This is a genomic window from Geodermatophilus sp. SYSU D00697 (assembly GCF_054050175.1).
In genome coordinates this window covers 302,904-321,472 of sequence record NZ_JBJGYV010000001.1, presented here as the reverse complement: position 1 = coordinate 321,472, position 18,569 = coordinate 302,904, and the positions used below count along the sequence as shown (strand labels likewise).

18 protein-coding genes are annotated in these 18,569 nt (G+C 74.6%); 4 read left to right on the top strand and 14 right to left on the bottom strand.

Going from position 1 to position 18,569, the window contains the following annotated elements; translation table 11 throughout:
* Positions 1-92: 92 nt before the first annotated feature.
* Positions 93-1,397 carry a D-alanyl-D-alanine carboxypeptidase family protein gene (locus ACI79C_RS01630; protein ID WP_456943856.1) on the top strand — a complete coding sequence of 435 codons (1,305 nt, stop codon included), beginning with the start codon at positions 93-95 and terminating at the stop codon, positions 1,395-1,397.
* Here the strand turns inward: ACI79C_RS01630 and ACI79C_RS01625 are convergent.
* The 4 genes from ACI79C_RS01625 to hisC all read right to left on the bottom strand — a co-directional run bounded on the left by ACI79C_RS01625 (position 1,300) and on the right by hisC (position 5,190).
* Positions 1,300-2,310 carry a YihY/virulence factor BrkB family protein gene (locus ACI79C_RS01625; protein ID WP_456943855.1) on the bottom strand — a complete coding sequence of 337 codons (1,011 nt, stop codon included), beginning with the start codon at positions 2,308-2,310 and terminating at the stop codon, positions 1,300-1,302. The two genes, ACI79C_RS01630 and ACI79C_RS01625, sit on opposite strands and share 98 nt — an antisense overlap.
* Before the next feature lie 115 nt (positions 2,311-2,425).
* Positions 2,426-2,995, bottom strand: coding sequence for a 2'-5' RNA ligase family protein (locus ACI79C_RS01620; protein WP_456943854.1), 570 nt, complete (start codon positions 2,993-2,995; stop codon positions 2,426-2,428).
* The gene (gene trpS / locus ACI79C_RS01615; RefSeq protein WP_456943853.1) at positions 2,992-4,014 is read right to left on the bottom strand and encodes a tryptophan--tRNA ligase; all 1,023 of its coding nucleotides are present in this window, start codon (positions 4,012-4,014) and stop codon (positions 2,992-2,994) included. Before trpS ends, ACI79C_RS01620 begins: the two co-directional genes overlap by 4 nt.
* Positions 4,015-4,077: 63 nt before the next feature.
* Positions 4,078-5,190 (bottom strand): histidinol-phosphate transaminase, encoded by a 1,113-nt coding sequence (hisC, locus tag ACI79C_RS01610; protein WP_456943852.1) that lies wholly within the window; start codon positions 5,188-5,190, stop codon positions 4,078-4,080.
* Positions 5,191-5,247: 57 nt separating this feature from the next.
* Here hisC and galE point away from each other — a divergent pair, with 57 nt between their 5' ends.
* Entirely contained in the window at positions 5,248-6,204 is a 957-nt protein-coding gene (gene galE, locus ACI79C_RS01605; RefSeq protein WP_456943851.1) for a UDP-glucose 4-epimerase GalE, read from the top strand.
* Between the two features lie 15 nt (positions 6,205-6,219).
* On the opposite strand, the gene ACI79C_RS01600 is transcribed toward galE, so the two are convergent.
* Entirely contained in the window at positions 6,220-7,542 is a 1,323-nt protein-coding gene (locus tag ACI79C_RS01600) for a hemolysin family protein (RefSeq protein ID WP_456943850.1), read from the bottom strand.
* Between the two features lie 205 nt (positions 7,543-7,747).
* Between ACI79C_RS01600 and ACI79C_RS01595 the strand changes: the two genes are divergently transcribed.
* The gene (locus tag ACI79C_RS01595) at positions 7,748-8,677 is read left to right on the top strand and encodes a CAP domain-containing protein (RefSeq protein WP_456943849.1); all 930 of its coding nucleotides are present in this window, start codon (positions 7,748-7,750) and stop codon (positions 8,675-8,677) included.
* A 31-nt stretch (positions 8,678-8,708) separates the two neighbouring features.
* On the opposite strand, the gene ACI79C_RS01590 is transcribed toward ACI79C_RS01595, so the two are convergent.
* From ACI79C_RS01590 to ACI79C_RS01575, 4 genes are read right to left on the bottom strand one after another with little or no spacing between them, the layout of a single operon-like run.
* Positions 8,709-9,923 carry an NADP-dependent isocitrate dehydrogenase gene (locus tag ACI79C_RS01590; RefSeq protein ID WP_456943848.1) on the bottom strand — a complete coding sequence of 405 codons (1,215 nt, stop codon included), beginning with the start codon at positions 9,921-9,923 and terminating at the stop codon, positions 8,709-8,711.
* 37 nt (positions 9,924-9,960) lie between these two features.
* Positions 9,961-10,914: a malate dehydrogenase gene (gene mdh / locus ACI79C_RS01585; RefSeq protein ID WP_456943847.1), complete on the bottom strand. Its 954-nt coding sequence runs from the start codon at positions 10,912-10,914 to the stop codon at positions 9,961-9,963.
* 60 nt (positions 10,915-10,974) lie between these two features.
* Complete coding sequence (locus tag ACI79C_RS01580) at positions 10,975-11,274, bottom strand: DUF3017 domain-containing protein (RefSeq protein ID WP_456943846.1); 300 nt, start codon at positions 11,272-11,274, stop codon at positions 10,975-10,977.
* A complete protein-coding gene (locus tag ACI79C_RS01575) occupies positions 11,274-12,143 on the bottom strand; it encodes a bifunctional methylenetetrahydrofolate dehydrogenase/methenyltetrahydrofolate cyclohydrolase (RefSeq protein WP_456943845.1) in 870 nt (289 codons plus the stop codon). Before ACI79C_RS01575 ends, ACI79C_RS01580 begins: the two co-directional genes overlap by 1 nt.
* Before the next feature lie 100 nt (positions 12,144-12,243).
* Between ACI79C_RS01575 and ACI79C_RS01570 the strand changes: the two genes are divergently transcribed.
* The gene (locus tag ACI79C_RS01570; RefSeq protein WP_456943844.1) at positions 12,244-12,879 is read left to right on the top strand and encodes a hypothetical protein; all 636 of its coding nucleotides are present in this window, start codon (positions 12,244-12,246) and stop codon (positions 12,877-12,879) included.
* A 54-nt stretch (positions 12,880-12,933) separates the two neighbouring features.
* Here ACI79C_RS01570 and ACI79C_RS01565 read toward each other — a convergent pair whose 3' ends face one another.
* The 5 genes from ACI79C_RS01565 to ACI79C_RS01545 form a co-directional block, all read right to left on the bottom strand.
* Positions 12,934-13,602, bottom strand: a complete 669-nt coding sequence (locus ACI79C_RS01565) for a pentapeptide repeat-containing protein (protein ID WP_456943843.1) — start codon at positions 13,600-13,602, stop codon at positions 12,934-12,936.
* A 14-nt stretch (positions 13,603-13,616) separates the two neighbouring features.
* Complete coding sequence (purH, locus tag ACI79C_RS01560; protein WP_456943842.1) at positions 13,617-15,167, bottom strand: bifunctional phosphoribosylaminoimidazolecarboxamide formyltransferase/IMP cyclohydrolase; 1,551 nt, start codon at positions 15,165-15,167, stop codon at positions 13,617-13,619.
* Complete coding sequence (gene purN, locus ACI79C_RS01555) at positions 15,164-15,769, bottom strand: phosphoribosylglycinamide formyltransferase (protein ID WP_456943841.1); 606 nt, start codon at positions 15,767-15,769, stop codon at positions 15,164-15,166. Before purN ends, purH begins: the two co-directional genes overlap by 4 nt.
* 52 nt (positions 15,770-15,821) lie before the next feature.
* Positions 15,822-17,018, bottom strand: coding sequence for a cell division protein PerM (locus tag ACI79C_RS01550; RefSeq protein WP_456943840.1), 1,197 nt, complete (start codon positions 17,016-17,018; stop codon positions 15,822-15,824).
* A 136-nt stretch (positions 17,019-17,154) separates the two neighbouring features.
* Positions 17,155-18,447, bottom strand: coding sequence for a hypothetical protein (locus ACI79C_RS01545; protein ID WP_456943839.1), 1,293 nt, complete (start codon positions 18,445-18,447; stop codon positions 17,155-17,157).
* Between the last annotated feature and the right edge of the window lie 122 nt (positions 18,448-18,569).

Below are 18,569 nucleotides of genomic sequence, written 5' to 3'. Positions count from 1 at the left end.
ACGCGATCGTTGCGAAGGCGGCTCGAGCGCGTGGCGTGGGCCACGCGCGGGTTCGGGGAGACGCCGGCCGCCGTCGGGTCTAGCGTGCCCTCGTGCGACGGCGGACGGCGACAGCCCGGCTCGCGTCCCTCGTCCTGGCGGCCGGCCTCGCGCTCGCCCCCGGCGTGGCCCTCGCCGAGGACGCCCGGCCCACGGCCGACCCGTCGGCTCCCACGCCCACCGCGCCGATCCCGGGCGGCCCGCCCCAGGGCAGCGGTCCCGGTGGGGTCACCGTCGGCGGCGAGGGCCTGGACACCCGGGGCACCGTGGCCGTCGACGACGCTCCTCCGCCGCCCGAGGAGGTCCTCGCCCCGGGGTGGCTGGTCGCGGACGCCGGCACGGGCGCGGTGCTGGCCGCGCGGGACCCGCACGGCCGTTACTACCCGGCGAGCACGCTGAAGACGCTGACCCTGCTCACCCTCGTCCCCGTGCTCGACCCCGAGCTGGTGGTGGAGGGCACCGAGGAGGACGAGCAGATGGAGGGCAGCCGCGTCGGGATGGTGGCCGGCGGGCGCTACCCGGTGTCGGTGCTGTTCGAGGCGCTGGTGATGCAGTCGGGCAACGACGCTGCCAACGCGCTGGCCCGCGCGGCCGGAGGGGTCGAGGCGACGGTCGAGGCCATGAACGAGACCGCGGCCGCGATCGGGGCCCACGACACGGTCGCGGGGTCACCGTCCGGGCTGGACGTCGCCGGCCAGTCCTCCTCCCCCTACGACCTGGCGCTGGTCTTCCGCCGGCTGCTCGACGACCGGCGCACCGCGGCGATCCTCACCACCCGGCTCGCCGCGATGCCGGCCGTCGAGGGGCGGTCGGAGGGGTACCAGATCCAGAGCCAGAACCCGCTGCTCACCACCTATCCGGGCAACCTCGGCGGCAAGACCGGGTTCACCGACGCCGCCCGGCACACCTTCGTCACCGCCGCCGAGCGGGACGGGCGCCGGCTGGTGGTCAGCGTCATGGGCACCGAGAACACCCCGCTGCGCGCCGCCGACCAGGCCGCCCTGCTGCTCGACTGGGGGTTCACCGTCCCCGAGGGCACCAACGGGGTCGGTGTGCTGGTCGACTCGGGCGCGGACGTCGCGGCGACGCCGTCGGCGCCCCGGCCCGCGGCCGCGGCCGCGGTCGCCGGCACCCCCTCGGCGGGCGGGGACACCGCGGACTCCCCGATCGTGCCGGCGGCGCTGGGCGTCGCCGCCGTCTCGATCGTCGTCGCGACGGTGGTCGGCGTGCGCCGCGCGGTCCACGTGGTCCCGACGCCGGTCAGCGGTCGGCCGGCGGCACCACCGGCTCGGCGCGGTCCTGCACCACGTGGGCGGCCCCCTGGACCCGGGGCAGGGTCGCGGTCCACGCCGCGGTGAAGAACGCGAACCGGCACACGAGGTTGATCCACACGAGGATGCCGACGGCGCCACCGAAGGCCGAGGCGGTCACGCTGCCGGAGATCAGCGAGAGGTAGAGGCTGCCCAGCAGCTTCATCACCTCCAGCCCCGCCGCACCGAACAGCGCCCCGGGCAGCAGCCGGCGCAGCGGGTGGGACGTCCCCGGTACCACCTTGAGCAGCCACAGGAAGACGAGCACGTCGGTGGCGACGGCCAGGGCCAGGCCCAGGACGGAGGTGAGCACGCCGAGGCCGGGGGCGTCGTCGAGGCCGAGCAGACCGAGCAGCCAGCCGGTGGCCTGCGTGACCACGCCGGTGAAGCCGAGGCTGAGCAGGCCGGTCGCCCCCAGCATGAGGAGTGCGAGCAGGTCCTGGAGGTTGTCGCGGAGGAACTCCGGCTCGTCGGCCCGCCCCCGCCAGATCCGTTCCATGCCGATCCGCAGCTTGTCCATGGCGCGCAGCCCGGCGTAGACGAACCCGGCCAGCCCGATGACGCCGACGACGCCGGCCGAACCCACCGCCCTGCGCAGCTCCTGGACGATCTGCTCGCCGGTGGAGCCCGGGAAGGCGTCGCGGATGGCGGCGTAGAGCTCGTCCTGCAGCAGTTGGTTCCCTGCGAGCACCAGGCCGATGACGGAGGCGGCCAGCAGCAGGACCGGCACCAGGCCGAGGAACACGAAGTACGTGACCCCGGCGGCCATGAGGTCGCCCTGCGTGCGCCGGTAGCGGCCGCCGGCGCGGGCCAGGTGGTCGAACCAGGGCTGCCGGTGGCGCAGCCGGGTGACGAGCGCGTCCCAGCTCTCGGCCAGGCGGGTCACCCGGCTCCATCGGCTCTGCGCCGCGGGCGGCTCCCGGCCGGGTGGCGCGGACCGCTCGGCCCGGGTCGCAGTCATCGCGACCAGTCTGCGGTCCGGTTCCCCGGCGGGCGACCCGGTCGCCACCCTGGTGACGGACTGGAACGGCCCCCCGCAGGGCCCCGCCGCGAGCGTGGGAGGACGGGGTCCTCTCTCAGTGCGGCGGGCCGGTGAGGGGGTACTCGCGCGCGACCTCCCAGGCGCCCTCGGGGGTCTGCTCGAACTCGGTGAAGTGGCCGACGCGGAACTGGGCCGAGAGGTCGGCCAGCCCGCAGTAGGCGAGGTCGAGCATGTCCGGCGGGACGTCGTGCGCCACGGTCACGTGCGGGTGGTACGGGTAGGACAGCCCGCGGGCCAGGGGGCCGCGGCGGACGTCGTTGGCGATCAGCTCGCAGTTGCCGATGCCCCGGGCCACCGCGACGAACACGACCTGCGAGACCGGCGCGAAGGTGCCCGTGCCGGACAGGTGCATGTCGAAGGGCGGGTGCGCCCGGGCCACGTCGGCGAGGTGCGCAGTGATGGCCGCCCGGTCGGCGACGGCCACCTCGGTGGGCGGCAGGATCGTCACGTGCGGCGGGACCAGGCTCGCCTGCGGGTCACCCACCTTCGTCCGCCAGTCCACGAACAGCTGCGACCACGGCTCGGGGATGGGCACGACCACGCCCAGGACGGCGGTCTGCGGCACCACGCTGCGACTGCGCGGTACGAAGGTGTCGTCGTTCACGCGCCCGCCCCCGCCGACGGGAGGAACCCGACCCGGTCGTACACCGTGGCGACCGTCGTGGCGGCGACCTCCCGGGCACGGGCCGCCCCCGCGGCCAGGATCCGCTCCAGCTCCGCCCGGTCGTCGAGCAGTTCCTGGGTCCGCTCCCGGACCGGCGTCACGAAGTCGACGACGACCTCGGCCAGCTCCTTCTTGAAGTCCCCGTAGCCGCGCCCGGCGAACCGCTCCTCGAGCTCGGCGACCGGGGTGCCCGACAGCGCGCTGTGGATGGTGAGCAGGTTGGTGATGCCCGGCTTCTCCACCGGGTCGGCCACCACCTCGCGGCCGGTGTCGGTGACCGCCGAGCGGATCTTCTTCGCCGTCACCTTCGGGTCGTCGAGCAGGAAGACGCAGCCCGCCGGGGGCAGGCTCTTGCTCATCTTCTTGTCCGGCGACTGCAGGTCCATGACCCGCGCCGCGCCCGCGGGGATGATCCCCTCCGGCAGCGGGAAGGTGTCGCCGAAGCGGCCGTTGAAGCGGGTCGCGAGGTCGCGGGTGAGCTCGAGGTGCTGGCGCTGGTCGTCACCGACGGGCACCTGGTCGGCGCGGTAGACGAGGATGTCGGCGGCCATCAGCACCGGGTAGGTGAACAGGCCGACCGTCGTGCCGGCCACGCCCTCCCGCTGGCTCTTGTCCTTGAACTGGGTCATCCGGCTGGCCTCGCCGAACCCGGTGAGGCACTCGAGCACCCACGACAGCTGCAGGTGCTCCGGCACGTGGCTCTGGACGAACAGCGTGCTCCGCTCCGGGTCGACGCCCAGGGCCAGCAGCTGGGCGGCCGACACGAGGCTGTTGCGCCGCAGCTCCGCCGGGTCCTGCGCGACGGTGATGGCGTGCAGGTCGACCACGCAGTAGAAGGCCTCCGTGGTCTCCTGCAGCCGCACCCACTGCCGCAGCGCACCCAGGTGGTTGCCGAGGTGGAAGGAACCCGCCGTCGGCTGGATGCCGGAGAGCACACGGGGAAGAGGCACGTCGGCCATCAAACCAGCCGTTCCCGAGCCGCGGCGCCGCACGTCCCGAACGTCCTCGTCACGGTCGGCGGGTCACGCGGCCGGTGTGGCCGAGCGCACCTGGTCCAGCGCGGCCAGGAAGGCGTCGTCCTCCTCGGGGGTGCCGACGGTCACCCGGATGCCCTCGCCGGCGAACGGGCGGGTGATGACCGCCCGCGACTCGAGGGCGGCGGCCAGCGCCGCGGCGTCCTCCCCCACCGGCAGCCACACGAAGTTGGCCTGGCTGTCGGCGACGTCCAGGCCGCGCTCGCGGAGGGCGGCGGTCAGCCGCTCCCGCTCGGCGGTGACCGCCGCGCACCGCCGGCGCACCTCGTCCTCGCTGGCCAGGGCGGCGACCGCGGCGGCCTGGGCGAGCATGTTCACGCTGAACGGGACGTGGGTCTTGCGCACCGCCTCGGCCACCGCGGGGTCCTCGGCGACGAGGTAGCCCACCCGCAGGCCGGCCAGCCCCCACGCCTTGGAGAAGGTGCGCATCACGACCACGTTGGGCCGCCCGCGCATCAGCTCCAGCCCGTCGGGGACGTCGGGGTCGGTGACGAACTCGCGGTAGGCCTCGTCCAGGACGACGAGGGTGTCGGCCGGGACGGCGTCGAGGAACCGTTGGAGCGCAGGCAGGCGCACCGCCGTCCCCGTCGGGTTGTTCGGGTTGCAGACGAACACCACGCGCGTGGTCTCGTCGACGGCCGCGGCGAGGGCCTCGAGGTCGTGGGTGTCGGCCGGACCGCCGCGGCGACCGGGGACCAGCGGCACCCGGACGGACCGGGCCCCGGCCACCTGCGCCAGGAGCGGGTACATCTCGAACGACCGCCAGGCGAAGGCGATGCTCGTGCCGGGGTCGTTGAACGACTGGGCCAGCTGCTGGCAGAGCATGACCGCGCCGCAGCCGGTCACGATCTGGGCGGGGTCGACCCCGTAGCGCTCGGCCAGGGCGCCGGTCAGGACGACCGCGCCGTTGTCCGGGTAGCGGTTGGTCTCCGCGGCCGTGGCGGCCAGCGCCTCGACGACCGCCGGCAGGGGCGGGAAGGCGACCTCGTTGCTGGCCAGCTTGACCGCCCGCGCCACCCCGATCTCCCGGGCGAGGTCGGCGGGGTTGCGCCCCGGCTTGTAGGCGGGCAGCTGCTGCACCGCCGGTCGTGCGCTGACCACAGGCTCTGCCTCCTGACCACGCCGACCCCGGGTCGCGCGGATCTCTAGGGTGGGCGCATGCGCGTTCTCGTCGCCGGTGGAGCCGGCTACATCGGCAGCGTAGTCACGGCCGCCCTGCTCGCGGGTGGCCACGAGGTCACGGTGCTCGACGACCTCTCCACCGGGCACGCCGACGCGGTGCCGGAGGGCGCGCGGCTGGTCCGGGCGTCCCTGCACGAGTCGGGCCCGGTGCTGGCCGACGTCCGCCCGGAGGCGGTGCTGCACTTCGCGGCCAAGAGCCTCGTCGGCGAGTCGCAGGTCAGGCCGGAGATCTACTGGGACACCAACGTGTCCGGGACGCTGGCCCTGCTCGAGGCGATGCGCGCCGTCGACTGCCGCCGGATCGTCTTCTCCTCCACCGCCGCCACCTACGGCGAGCCCGAGCAGGTGCCGATCCGCGAGGACGCCCCGACCCGGCCGACCAACACCTACGGCGCGACCAAGCTCGCCGTGGACGCGATGCTCACCTCCTACGCCACCGCGTACGACTTCGCCGCGGTGAGCCTGCGCTACTTCAACGTGGCCGGCGCTGCGTACGGCCTCGGGGAGCGGCACACCACCGAGACCCACCTCATCCCGATCGCCCTGCAGGTCGCGGCGGGCACCCGGGAGGCGATGACCGTCTACGGCGAGGACTACCCGACGCCGGACGGCACCTGCATCCGCGACTACATCCACGTCGCCGACCTGGCCGACGCCCACCTGCTCGCCCTGACCGCCCCGCAGCCGGGCGAGCACCGCATCTACAACCTGGGCAACGGCACCGGCTTCTCGGTGCAGGAGGTCGTCGACGCCGTCCGGCAGGTCACCGGGCACCCGGTGCCGGTGGTCGTCGGGGAGCGGCGGGCCGGTGACCCCGCCCAGCTGGTGGCCTCCAGCGACCGGATCCGCGCCGACCTCGGCTGGACGCCACAGCACACCGACCTGGCCGGGATCGTCCGCGACGCCTGGGACACCGCCCGGGCCCGCGGTTGAGCCCTCGGGGACGGCTCAGCCGGCGGCGGGTTCCCCCGACGCCGGCTCGGGGTCGGCCGCGCGGGAGACCGACAGGCGGGCGATCCGCCGTCCGTCGAGCTCCAGCACCGTGAGCGTGCGGCCCTCGACCGTCACCTCGTCGCCGGGCTCGGGCAGCCGGCCGAGGTCGGCGAGCACGTAACCGGCCACCGTCTCGTACGGCCCCTCCGGGAGCTGGAGACCGGTGACCTCGCGGAAGTCGTCGAGGTTGAGCAGCCCGTCGACCTCGTGCGGCCCACCCGGGACGTCCTCGCCGTCGTCGGCGACCTCCTCGTCGTACTCGTCGTAGATCTCACCGATGACCTCCTCGATGAGGTCCTCGAGGGTCACGATGCCGTCGGTGCCGCCGTACTCGTCCACCACGATCGCCAGGTGGTGGTTCTCCCGCCGCATCTCCGACAGCGCGGTGAGGACGCCGGCGGTGCCCGGCAGGCGCTTGACCTCGCGGACCAGGTCGCCGACGGTCGCCGCCCGGCCCGCGGGGTGGTTGGGCAGGAACAGGTCGCGCACGTGCACGAACCCGAGGACGTCGTCCTCGTCCCGGCCGACCACGGGGTAGCGGGAGTGGCTGGAGTCGTGCACCTGCTTGGCCGCCCGGCTGGCCGTCATCGACGCCTCGAGGAAGTCGACCTCGGTGCGCGGCGTCATGACCTCGCGGACCTCGCGGTCGCCGGCACGGAACACCTCGCCGATGAGCCGGCGCTCGTCGGTGCTCAGGGACTCGTGCGCGGCGACCAGGTCGCGCAGCTCCTCCTGGCTGATCGCCTCGCCGCTGGCCTTGGGGTCCCCGCCGAGGACGCGCACCAGCACGTTCGTGGACTTCGAGAGCAGCCAGATCACCGGCCGGGAGACCTTCGCGATGCCGTTGAGCGGGGCGGCGACCAGGAGCGAGAACCCCTCGGCCCGCTGCAGGGCCAGCCGCTTGGGGGTCAGCTCGCCGACGACCAGTGACAGGTAGCTGATCGCGATGGTGACCAGGACCAGGGCCAGGGTGCCGGCCACCCGCTCACCCACGCCGATGCTGACCAGCCAGTCGGCGAACGGCTCGGAGAGGGTGCTGGCACCGAAGGCGGCCGAGAAGAAGCCGGCCAGCGTCACCCCGACCTGGACGGCGGCCAGGAACCGGTTGGGGTCGCTGAGCAGGCGGGCCACGGCCTTGCCGCGCCGTCCCCCGCCCTCGGCCATCGCGCGCACCTGGGACTCGCGCAGGCTCACCAGCGCGATCTCCGCCCCGGAGAAGGCGCCGCCGATCAGGACGAAGACGACGACCATGACGATGTTGAGCCAGACGTCGCTCACCGGCGGCGTGCTCCTCGGTCTACTGCGGGCAGGACGCTCCCATGCTGCCCGCCCCGGCCCTGCGGGACACCGCTCGACGGGGGTGAAGTCGAACGCCCTGTGAGGTCGCTCACATCTCGGTGCCGATCAGGCCCCGTGTCCGGCTACTCTCAACGAAGTCACAGATCGTGATCTAGCAACTCGTGAGGGTTACCTGGTGCACCACATGCCGGCGGGTCCGCCGCTCTCTTCCCGCATCGTCGCGACTCTGGGTCGCCTTCTCCGCACCCTGGGTCGCGCGCTCGGCCTGCGCCGGGTCGTCCCGCTCCTGGCCGTCGCCGCGGCGGTGGCCGGGGTCGCCCTCACCGTCCCGATGGTGTCCGGCGCGCTGACCACCACCTCGGACCAGGTGGCGCTGGACGCGTCGTCCTCGTCGTCCGGTGCGACGGCCCCCCGCGACCCGTCGTCCTCCGGCGGCGCTCCGCGCGGCGCGACGGTGCAGATGGGCGTCGACGGCGCGCCCGCCGCCGCGCCCGGGACGGCGTCCGAGGCCCCCGTCCCGGGGACGACGACGCCCGCCCCGGTGGAGGTCCCCGCGCCCGCGCCCGAGGCCGCGGCGCCGACCGCTCCCGCCGAGGCCTCGACCCCGCCGTCCTCCCCCACCCCGGTCGAGGAGGAGGTCCCCGCGCCGGCCCGCGCCGAGGAGCCGGCCGACGAGCCCGCGGCGGCCCGCGCCGAGCCGGCCGCCGCCCCGCGTGTCGCGGCCGCCGCGCCCGCCGACCCGACGGCAGAGGGCCAGGTGCTGGCGCTGGTCAACGAGGCCCGCGCCGACGCCGGCTGCGCCCCGCTGGTGGCCGACGGCGCCCTGGCGGCCGTGGCCCGGGCGCACAGCGCCGACATGCGCGACCGCGACTACTTCTCGCACACCACGCCCGAGGGGCTCTCGCCGTTCGACCGGGCCGACCAGGCCGGGGTGGGCCACGCGCGGGCGGAGAACATCGCCTACGGCCAGCCGGACGCGGCCGCGGTGATGGAGGACTGGATGAACAGCTCCGGCCACCGGGCGAACATCCTCGACTGCGAGCTGACCACGCTCGGTGTCGGCGTGGCCGAGGGCCCCGGCGGCCCGTGGTGGACCCAGCTGTTCGGCGCCTGAGTCGCACCCCGACGCGCGTTCGGTGAGGGTCTTACCCCATGGCCTTCTGCAGGTTGCTGTCGATGGCCCCCAGGAAGTCCTGGGTGGTCAGCCACGGCTGGTCCTTGCTGATCAGCAGCGCGAGGTCCTTGGTCATCTGACCGCTCTCGACGGTGTCGATGCAGACCTTCTCCAGCGTCTCGGCGAAGCGGGTCACCTCGGGGGTGTTGTCGAGCTTGCCGCGGTGGGCCAGACCCCGGGTCCAGGCGAAGATCGACGCGATCGGGTTGGTCGACGTCGCCTTGCCCTGCTGGTGCTGCCGGAAGTGCCGGGTGACCGTGCCGTGGGCGGCCTCGGCCTCGACGGTGCGGCCGTCGGGGCTCATCAGCACCGAGGTCATGAGGCCCAGCGAGCCGAAGCCCTGCGCCACGGTGTCGGACTGCACGTCACCGTCGTAGTTCTTGCAGGCCCAGACGTAGCCGCCCTCCCACTTGAGGGAGGCGGCGACCATGTCGTCGATCAGCCGGTGCTCGTAGGTGATGCCGGCGCTCTCGAACTGGTCCTTGAACTCGGTCTCGAAGACCTCCTGGAACAGGTCCTTGAACCGGCCGTCGTAGGCCTTGAGGATCGTGTTCTTGGTCGACAGGTACAGCGGGTACCCGCGCTGCAGCGAGTAGTTCATCGAGGCCCGGGCGAAGTCGCGGATCGACTCGTCGAGGTTGTACATCGCCATCGCGACGCCGGCGCCCGGCGACTGGAAGACCTCGTGCTCGATCGGCTCGCCGCCGTCCTTGGGCGTGAAGGTGAGGGTCAGCGTCCCCTCGCCCGGGAAGCGGAAGTCGGTGGCGCGGTACTGGTCACCGAAGGCGTGGCGGCCGACGACGATCGGCTTGGTCCAGCCCGGCACCAGCCGCGGCACGTTGGACATGATGATCGGCTCGCGGAAGATGACGCCGCCGAGGATGTTGCGGATCGTCCCGTTGGGCGAGCGGTACATGCGCTTGAGCCCGAACTCCTCGACCCGCGCCTCGTCCGGCGTGATCGTCGCGCACTTGACGCCGACCCCGTGCTCCTTGATCGCGTTGGCCGCGTCGACGGTGATCTGGTCGTCGGTCTCGTCGCGCTTCTCGATGCCGAGGTCGTAGTACTCGAGGTTGACGTCGAGGTACGGGAGGATCAGCTGGTCCTTGATGAACTGCCAGATGATCCGGGTCATCTCGTCGCCGTCGAGCTCGACGATCGTCCCCTCGACCTTGATCTTGCTCACGTCTTCGTTTCCCTCTCTGCAGCTCTGACCGGGTCGGTCAGAGGTCGGCTACGTCGGCCTGCTTGGCGCGCACGGCCTCGGCCGCCTCGCGCAGCCCGGCCAGCTCGCTCTCGGTCAGGTCGCCCTCCACGACCCGCCGGACACCCTCGCGCCCGATCTCGGCCTCGACCCCCAGGTAGACCCCGGAGATGCCGTACTCGCCGTCGACCCAGGCGCACACCGGCATCACCGCGCCCGCGTCCTCCATGACCGCGCGGGCCATGCGCCCGGCGGCGGCCGAGGGCGCGTAGTACGCCGAACCGGTCTTGAGCAGCGCCACGACCTCCGCCCCGCCGTTGCGGGTGCGGTCGACGAGGTGCTCGATGCGGTCGGCGGGCAGGACGTCGGCCAGCGGCTTGCCGTCGACGGTGCAGCGGGAGGGCACCGGCACCATCGTGTCGCCGTGCGAGCCCAGGGTGAGGGTGCGCACCGAGCGCACCGGGACGCCGAGCTCCTCGGCGACGTTGTTGGAGAACCGGGCGGTGTCGAGCATGCCGGCCTGGCCCATCACGCGGTTCTTCGGGAAGTCGGTGGCCAGCTGCGCGAGCGCGGTCATCTCGTCCAGCGGGTTGGAGACGACGATGACCACGGCGTCGGGTGAGGTCCGCGCGATGTTCTCGGCGACCTGCCGCACGATCTTGGCGTTGGTCTCGATGAGGTCCATCCGGCTCATGCCGGGCTTGCGGGGCAGCCCCGCGGTGATGATGACGACGTCCGAGCCCTCGGTGCCCTCGTACGACCCGCCGCCGACGCCGACGACCTTCGTCTCGAACCCCTCGATCGGCCGGGACTGGTTCATGTCGAGGGCGATCCCCTCGGGCTTGCCCTCCACGATGTCGGTGAGGACGACGGTCTCGAAGATGTCGTACTCCGCGAGGCGGAGGGCGGTGGTCGAGCCGTAGAACCCGGCACCGACGACGGTCACCTTGCCGTTCCTGGGCTGCTCTGCCATGGCGGCCAACCTAACGCTCCGGGCGCCGCCCCGCCTGAGCGGGTGGCACGGGCTCTCCCTTCAATCGCCGGGGATGGCCAGCGCGAAGGCGGCGAGCGTGACCCCGACGCCGACCATCAGGACGACGTCGACCGGCCGGCTGCGGACGGCGAGGAAGCCCACCCGGCGCAGGGGCAGGAGCAACCGCAGCACCCCGCCGCCCACGAGGGCCAGCCCGACGACGACCAGCCCGCGCCGCCAGTGCTCCACGGTCACCATGAGCAGCCCCACCGCCACCCCGACGAGCACCGCCAGCAGCGGCAGCTGCCGGAGCAGGCCGGCCAGGAAGGGCCGGCGGGTGTGGAGCGGCGGGCGGGACATCAGGCGCTGAGCACGTCCGTGGCGGCGGCCTGCTCCGCGGCGAGGACCACGTTCTGCAGCAGCATCGCCCGGGTCATCGGGCCGACCCCGCCGGGGTTGGGTGCGACGAACCCGGCGACGTCGAAGACGTCCGTGGCGACGTCGCCGGCGATCTTGCCCTCCACCCGGCTCACGCCGACGTCGAGGACGGCGGCTCCGGGCTGGACGACGTCCCTGGTGACCAGCCCGGGGACGCCGGCGGCGGCGACGACGATGTCGGCCCGCCGCAGGTGGGCGGCCAGGTCACGGGTGCCCGTGTGGCAGAGGGTGACCGTGGCGTTCTCGGTGCGCCGGGTGAGCAGCAGGCCCAGCGGCCGACCCACGGTGATCCCCCGGCCGACGACCACCACCTCGGCGCCGGCGATGGGCACGCCGTAGCGGCGCAGCAGCTCCACGATGCCGACCGGTGTGCACGGCAGCGGGCCGGGGACGTTGAGCACCAGCCGGCCGAGGTTGACCGGGTGCAGTCCGTCGGCGTCCTTGGCCGGGTCCATCCGCTCGAGGACGGCGCTCTCCTCGATCCCCTCGGGCAGGGGCAGCTGGACGATGTAGCCGGTGCACGCGGGGTCGGCGTTGAGCTCGTCGACGACGGCGAGGACGTCCTGCAGCGTGGCCGTGGCGGGCAGCTCGCGCTGGATGCTGGCGATGCCCACCTGGGCGCAGTCGGAGTGCTTGGCGTTGACGTACCAGCGGCTGCCGGGGTCGTCGCCGACCAGCAGCGTGCCGAGACCGGGCCGGTGGCCGGCGGCGGTGAGGGCGGCGACGCGCTCGGTCAGCTCCGTCCGGATGGCTGCTGCGGTGGCCTTGCCGTCGAGGATCGTCGCGGGCACGGCCGACAGTCTGCCCGAGGACGCTCCACCGGACCGACTGCGGCCCTAGGCTCGCGGGCAGCGGGCGCCTTCCCCGCCTGCCGATCCGCGAGGAGAGCAGATGACCGAGCGCGACCAGTCCCCGGCCGGCACGCAGAGCGGTTCCGGCGACTGGCGGGAGCAGACCAGTCCGGGGATCGCCCCGTCGGGCGGCCCGCAGACCGACGCGGGGTACCCGGGCTGGTCCGGGGCCAGGCCGTCCACCACGCCGGAGTACTCGACCACGCCGGTGACGGTCCGCCGTCCCGACACCTTCGCCAGCCTGCTGCTCATCCTCGCGGGCATCGCGGCCGCGGTGAGCCTGCTGCTGCGCTGGCTGCCGGGCAGCGACCTGACCGGGCTGGACCTCGTGCGCCGCGGCTTCGAGGACCTCGACGGCGGCGGCCTCGGAGCGCTGTTCGACAGCGGCTTCTGGCAGCCCATGGCGGTGGTCCTGGGCGGCGGGGTGCTGTTCGTCCTGGGCCTGCTCATGGTGCTGCCGGCCCGCACGCACCGCTTCCTCGGGGTGCTGGCGCTCCTGGTCAGCCTGGTGGCCGCGGCGGGCGTGATGGTCCCGCTCGTGGACATCGGGTGGGACGTCGACGAGATCGACACCGGCTTCTGGTTCGCCGTCGCGGTCCCGGCCCTGGGCCTGCTGGGCGCGCTGAAGGCGATGTTCACCGGCCCCCGGTACGGGACCCACGGCCCCCGCGCCTGAGCACTGCCCGGTCGCCGGGGCGCCGCCCCGGGGTCCGGGAGGACGACGAGGTGCTCAGTCGGCGACCAGCGCGCCGTGGGCGCGGGTGACCTGCACCGCCTGGACCAGGTCCACCCGGACGCCGCTGAGGTCGAGCGCCCGCCAGTGGACCCCGTCGGTCGACGCGCCGCGCAGGTCGGCCCCGCGCAGCTGGGCGCCCTGCAGGCGGACGTGGTCGAGGTCGGCGCCGGCGAGGTCGCTCTCCCGCAGGTCGGCGTCGGTCAGGTCGGCCTCCCGGAACCGCTGACCGGAGAGGTCCAGGCCGGAGAGGTCGACCCCGCGCAGCGACGTCCAGGACCAGTCGCAGTCGGTCGAGGTCATCGGCCGCAGCTGCGCACCGGGGAACTGCGAGCCGGTGAGCTTGCAGCCGTCCCAGACGACGTCGAACAGCCGTGCGCGGTCGAACCGGCAGGACAGGAACGCCGTCCCCAGGTGCCGGGAGCCGCCCATCCGGACGCCGGTCAGCACGCAGGAGTCGAACACGCACCGGCGGGTGACCAGCTCCTCCAGCCCGGCGTCGTCGAACCGGCACCGGGTGAAGGTCACGCCGTCGAGCTGGACGCCCCACCAGTCGACCCGCGCGAAGTCCTCCCCCTCCACCTCGGATCCGGCGGCCGGAGGTCCGACGTGCGGCTTCGGCCCCGCGGAGGGACCCGCGCCGGGCTTGCCCGGTGTGGGGGGCACGGGGTCCTCCTCCCTCAGTGCGCGAAGTGGCGGGTGCCGGTGAGGTACAGCGGCACGCCGGCGGCCGCCGCGGCCGCGATGACCTCCTCGTCGCGCACCGAACCGCCCGGCTGCACGACCGCGCGCACCCCTGCCTCGAGCAGCACCTGCAGCCCGTCGGCGAAGGGGAAGAACGCGTCGGAGGCGGCGACCGACCCCGCGGCCCGCTCCCCCGCCCGCGCGACGGCGAGGCGGGCGGCGTCCACCCGGTTCACCTGCCCCATCCCGACGCCGACGGTCGCCCTGTCGTGCGCGAGCAGGATCGCGTTGCTGCGCACCGCGCGCACGCTGCGCCAGGCGAAGACCAGGTCGTCGAGGCCGGCGGCGTCCAGCGGCTCCCCGGTGGCCAGCGTCCAGGTGGTGGGGTCGTCGCCGGCGGCGTCGAGGCGGTCGGCGGTCTGCAGCAGCAGGCCACCGCTCACCGGCCGCAGCTCGGTCGCCGGGCGGCCGGCGGAGGGCAGGCGCAGCAGCCGGATGTTCTTCTTGCCGGTCAGCACCTCCAGGGCGTCGTCGGTGAAGGACGGCGCGGCGACCACCTCGGTGAAGACGCCGGCGACCTGCTCGGCCATGGCCAGGTCGACCTCGCGGTTGGCGGCGATGACCCCGCCGAAGGCCGAGACCGGGTCGCACGCGTGGGCCTTGCGGTGGGCCGAGGCGATGTCGGTGCCGACGGCGATGCCGCAGGGGTTGGCGTGCTTGATGATCGCCACGCACGGGTCGGTGTGGTCGTGGGCGGCCCGCCACGCGGCGTCGGTGTCGACGTAGTTGTTGTAGGACATCTGCTTGCCGTGCAGCTGCTCGGCGTGGGCCAGGCCGGGCTGGCCGCCGCGGTAGAGCGCGGCCTGCTGGTGCGGGTTCTCGCCGTAGCGCAGCACGTCGGCGCGCTCCCAGCTGGCCGCCACCCAGGCCGGGAAGACGGTGTCGGTCTCCGGCGCCAGCACGCTGCCCATCCAGGACGCGACCGCGATGTCGTAGGAGGCGGTGTGCCGGAACGCGGCGGCGGCCAGGGCCTGCCGCTCGGCGAGCGTGAAGCCGCCTCCCGTGACGGCCGCGAGGACGTCGCCGTACCGGCCCGGGTCGACGACGACGGCGACCGACGGGTGGTTCTTGGCCGCCGCGCGCACCATCGCCGGGCCCCCGATGTCGATCTGCTCGACGCACTCGTCCGGGGTGGCGCCCGAGGCGACGGTCTCGGTGAACGGGTAGAGGTTGACCACGACGAGGTCGAACGCGGCGACGCCGAGCTCCTCGAGCTGCTGCACGTGCTCGGGCTTGCGGCGGTCGGCCAGGATGCCGGCGTGGACGGCGGGGTGCAGCGTCTTCACCCGGCCGTCCAGGCACTCGGGGAAGCCGGTGACCTGCTCGACGGGGGTCACCGGGACACCGGCCTCGGCGATGCGCCGCGCGGTGGCCCCGGTGCTCACCAACTCCACACCGGCGTCGGCCAGCCCGCGCGCCAGCTCCTCGATCCCGGTCTTGTCGTAGACGCCGAGCAGCGCGCGGCGGATCGGGGTGCGGTCGCTCATCGGGGGTCCTCCGTGTGCTGGGTGACGACTCGCGCCACCGTCTCCACCAGGAGCTCGCGCTCCACGGTCTTGATCCGTTCGTGCAGCCGGGCCTCGTCGTCCCCCGGGAGGACGGGAACCTCGCGCTGGGCGAGCACCGGGCCGGTGTCGACGCCGGCGTCGACCAGGTGCACGGTGCTGCCGGTGACCTCCACGCCCGCGGCCAGCGCGTCCCGGACGGCGTGGGCCCCGGGGAACGCCGGGAGCAGCGCCGGGTGGGTGTTGACCAGCCGGCCACCGAAGGCGTCGAGGACCGCAGGGCCGACGATCTTCATGAAGCCGGCAGAGACGACCAGGTCGGGCCGGTGCTCGGCGATCGCGCCGGCCAGCGCCCGGTCCCACGCGGCCCGGTCGGGGTGGTCGCGCAGGGCGCGGACGAAGGTCGGGATGCCGCGGCGGCGGGCGTGCTCCAGGCCGGCGGCGTCGCGGTCGCTGCCCACGGCGACGACGGTCGCGGGGTAGCCGGGCTCGTCGGCGGCCGCCAGCAGCGCCGCACAGAGGGACCCGGTGCCGGAGAGCAGGACTACCACCCGTGCCCGCGGGAGAGGCTCGGGTGCGGGCACGCCCGCGATCCTATGAGGGCCCCGTCCGGCTCCCCCGACGGGTGCAGGCGCCTCAGGCCAGGGCGCGCCACCGGGCGACCGCGGCACCCACCGCGGCGGCGATCCCGGCCTGGGCGGCGACGGCCAGCCCCGTGGCGACGGCGGGCGCGCCCACCCGGGCCAGCGCGCCGTCGCCGAGCGACCCGCCGGCCGCCCAGGCCAGCAGCCCGCAGGCGAGGCCGACGAGGACACCGGCGAGCACGCCCCACAGCCCGGCGGTCACCGAGCCGCCGTCCCGGTCGCCCAGCCGGCGGCCGAGGGTGATGCCGGCGACCAGCCCGGCCAGGGCGGGCACCGCCTGCGACACGAACGCGACCAGGGGCACCGCCTGGGTGTCGGGCAGCGCCGCGAGCAGTGGCAGGGCCGGCACCGCGCCCAGCGTGACGCCGTGCACCGACACCAACGTGCCGGTGCCGACGACGAAGCCCGGTCCGGCGGCCAGCCCGATCGCCGCGGCGGCGGCGTTGGGCAGCAGCAGCACGCCGAGCGCCAGCAGGCCCACCGCTCCCGCACCGGCTCCGCCGAGGGAGCCCGACAGCGCGGCGTACCCCCGCGTGTCGGACGCCAGCGCCACCGCCACCACGGCCAGGCCCAGGGCGAGCGCCGTCAGGAACCCGGCGAGGACCCCGCGCAGCACCGGTCCCACCGGCGCCGCCAGCCGGTCCAGCAGGGGCTCGAGGACGCCGGCCTCGCGCACGGTGCCCCAGCCCGCGGCGAGGACGGCCAGCACCGCGCTCCCGACGGCGCAGCGCAGCAGGTCGACGCCGGCTCCGGGTGCGTCGAGGGCGAGCCCCAGCAGGACCGCCACCACGGTGTGCGTGGCGACCAGGGCGCTCAGCACGACGGCGGCACAGCGGCCCGTGTCGACGTCGCAGGCCCGGACGATGCCCCGGGCGGCGCTGGACAGCCCCCAGGCGACGGCGAGGGTCAGCAGCAGCGGCGCCATCACGAGCGGGCCGGACCCGAGGGTGAGCCCGCCGCCCTGGGCCAGCAGCCACAGCCGGCCGGCCAGCCGGGCGGAGCCCGCGACGGGGAGGCCGCCGGCCGGGTCGAGGGTCTGCACGACGACGACGGCCAGCCCCAGGCCCAGCAGGCCCAGCACCGCGGCCACCGCCGCGGCCGCGGCCGCGAGCACGGCGGGGTGCCGCAGCCCGGGAGCGGCGGGCTCCCGCTGCCCGGGCAGGGTCAGGCGTGCCAGCAGGGAGACCACGCCTCCACTGTCGCAAGGCCGGACGCCGATCGCCGTGATCCGCGCCCAACCGTCCCCACAAAGCCGGCGGGAGGCGGCGGCCCACCCGCCGCCGCCTCCCGTCGACGGGTCGGGCCGTCCTCGCGGGACGTCCCGGTCAGGCGGTGCCCGAGGGCTGCCCGGAGCCGGAGGCGGTCGACCCGCCCGGCTCTCCGCGGCCGGGGTCGGTGACCGCGGGGTCGGCACCGGCACCCGTCCCGGAGCCCGGAGCCGACGGCAGCGGGGGCGGCGGGGCCGACCGCGCCGCCTGGGTCGAGCCGGGCTGCTCGGCGCCCGGCTGGGCCGGCCCCGGCTGACCCGGAACGGCCTGGCCGGGGGTCTGCTGGCCGTGCGGTTGCTCACCGGGCCACTGCTGGTCGTGAGCCTGCGGCTGACCGTAGGGCTGCTGCTGGCCGTAGGGCTGCTGGCCGTATAGCTGCTGCTGGCCGTAGGGCTGCTGCTGGCCGTGGACCGGTTGCTGGCCGCCGGGTCCCCCGAACTGCGGCGCGGGCTGGTTGGCCCACTGGGTCGCCCCGGCCAGGCCACCGGGCAGGGCGGGGCGGTTCCTCAGTTCGGGCAGCAGGGCGAGGACGGCGAACGCCAGGATCGCCAGGGCCACGAGGAAGCCGAGCAGCGCCCAGATGGAGAACGCGAAGCCCTCGCTGAACGAGTCCAGCCAGGCGAGCAGGGCGAACAGGAGACCCAGGGCGGACAGGCCGACCGTGATCGACGACCTCGGGAAGCCCAGCCGCAGGTCGACGAAGGCCGGCAGGACGGCCCAGACCGCCGCGAGCAGGAAGAAGAAGAACGCGGTCTTGACCTGTCCGGACTCCCAGCCGCTGAAGCTGAAGTCGGTTCCGAAGAAGGCGTCGTCGAACCGGTACCAGGGGAAGAAGGCGAGGACCAGGAACAGCAGCGCACCACCGGCGACCACGTAGTCGGCCAGCTTCAGCCGCTTGGGGTCGAAGCCGGCGCCGCCACCGGTCCCGGCCGGCCGGCCGGCGGGGCCCTGGCCGTAGGGCTGCTGGCCGTGAGGCGCCTGGCCAGAGGCCTGACCGTAGGGGCTCTGGCCGTAGGGCTGCTGGGCATGGGGGCCCTGGCCGTAGGGCTGCTGGCCGTAGGGCTGACCGTAGGGGCCCTGCCCATAGGGCTGCTGGCCGTAGGGCTGCTGGCCGTAGGGCTGACCGTAGGGGCCCTGCCCGTAGGGCTGCTGGCCATAGGGCTGACCGTAGGGGCCCTGCCCGTAGGGCTGCTGCCCGTAGGGCTGGCCGGGCTGCTGCCCGTACTGCGGAGGCTGCCCCGGCTGCTGGCCGTACGGCGGCTGCTGGCCGGGCTCCTGCGGTCGACCGGGATCCTGGCCGTACCCCGGCTGCCCGTACCCGCCCGGCGGGGGCGGCGGCTGACTGGTCATCGCGGGGAACTCCTCGGCAGTGGCGTGATCACTGGACGCGATCCTGCACGGCGTCCGAGAGCGGCGGCGACGCGGCGCGCCCGCCCGCACCCGTCCGTGACGGTATCGAGTCCCCCCGGAGA

Bases quoted from the DNA above. Each gene is read 5' to 3' on its own strand.
- ACI79C_RS01625 (WP_456943855.1), bottom strand. From the start codon at position 2,310: ATGACTGCGACCCGGGCCGAGCGGTCCGCGCCACCCGGCCGGGAGCCG.
- trpS (WP_456943853.1), bottom strand. From the start codon at position 4,014: ATGGCCGACGTGCCTCTTCCCCGTGTGCTCTCCGGCATCCAGCCGACG.
- purH (WP_456943842.1), bottom strand. From the start codon at position 15,167: ATGAGCGACCGCACCCCGATCCGCCGCGCGCTGCTCGGCGTCTACGAC.
- ACI79C_RS01545 (WP_456943839.1), bottom strand. From the start codon at position 18,447: ATGACCAGTCAGCCGCCGCCCCCGCCGGGCGGGTACGGGCAGCCGGGG.
- galE (WP_456943851.1), top strand. From the start codon at position 5,248: ATGCGCGTTCTCGTCGCCGGTGGAGCCGGCTACATCGGCAGCGTAGTC.
- ACI79C_RS01580 (WP_456943846.1), bottom strand. From the start codon at position 11,274: ATGTCCCGCCCGCCGCTCCACACCCGCCGGCCCTTCCTGGCCGGCCTG.
- mdh (WP_456943847.1), bottom strand. From the start codon at position 10,914: ATGGCAGAGCAGCCCAGGAACGGCAAGGTGACCGTCGTCGGTGCCGGG.
- ACI79C_RS01595 (WP_456943849.1), top strand. From the start codon at position 7,748: ATGCCGGCGGGTCCGCCGCTCTCTTCCCGCATCGTCGCGACTCTGGGT.
- ACI79C_RS01570 (WP_456943844.1), top strand. From the start codon at position 12,244: ATGACCGAGCGCGACCAGTCCCCGGCCGGCACGCAGAGCGGTTCCGGC.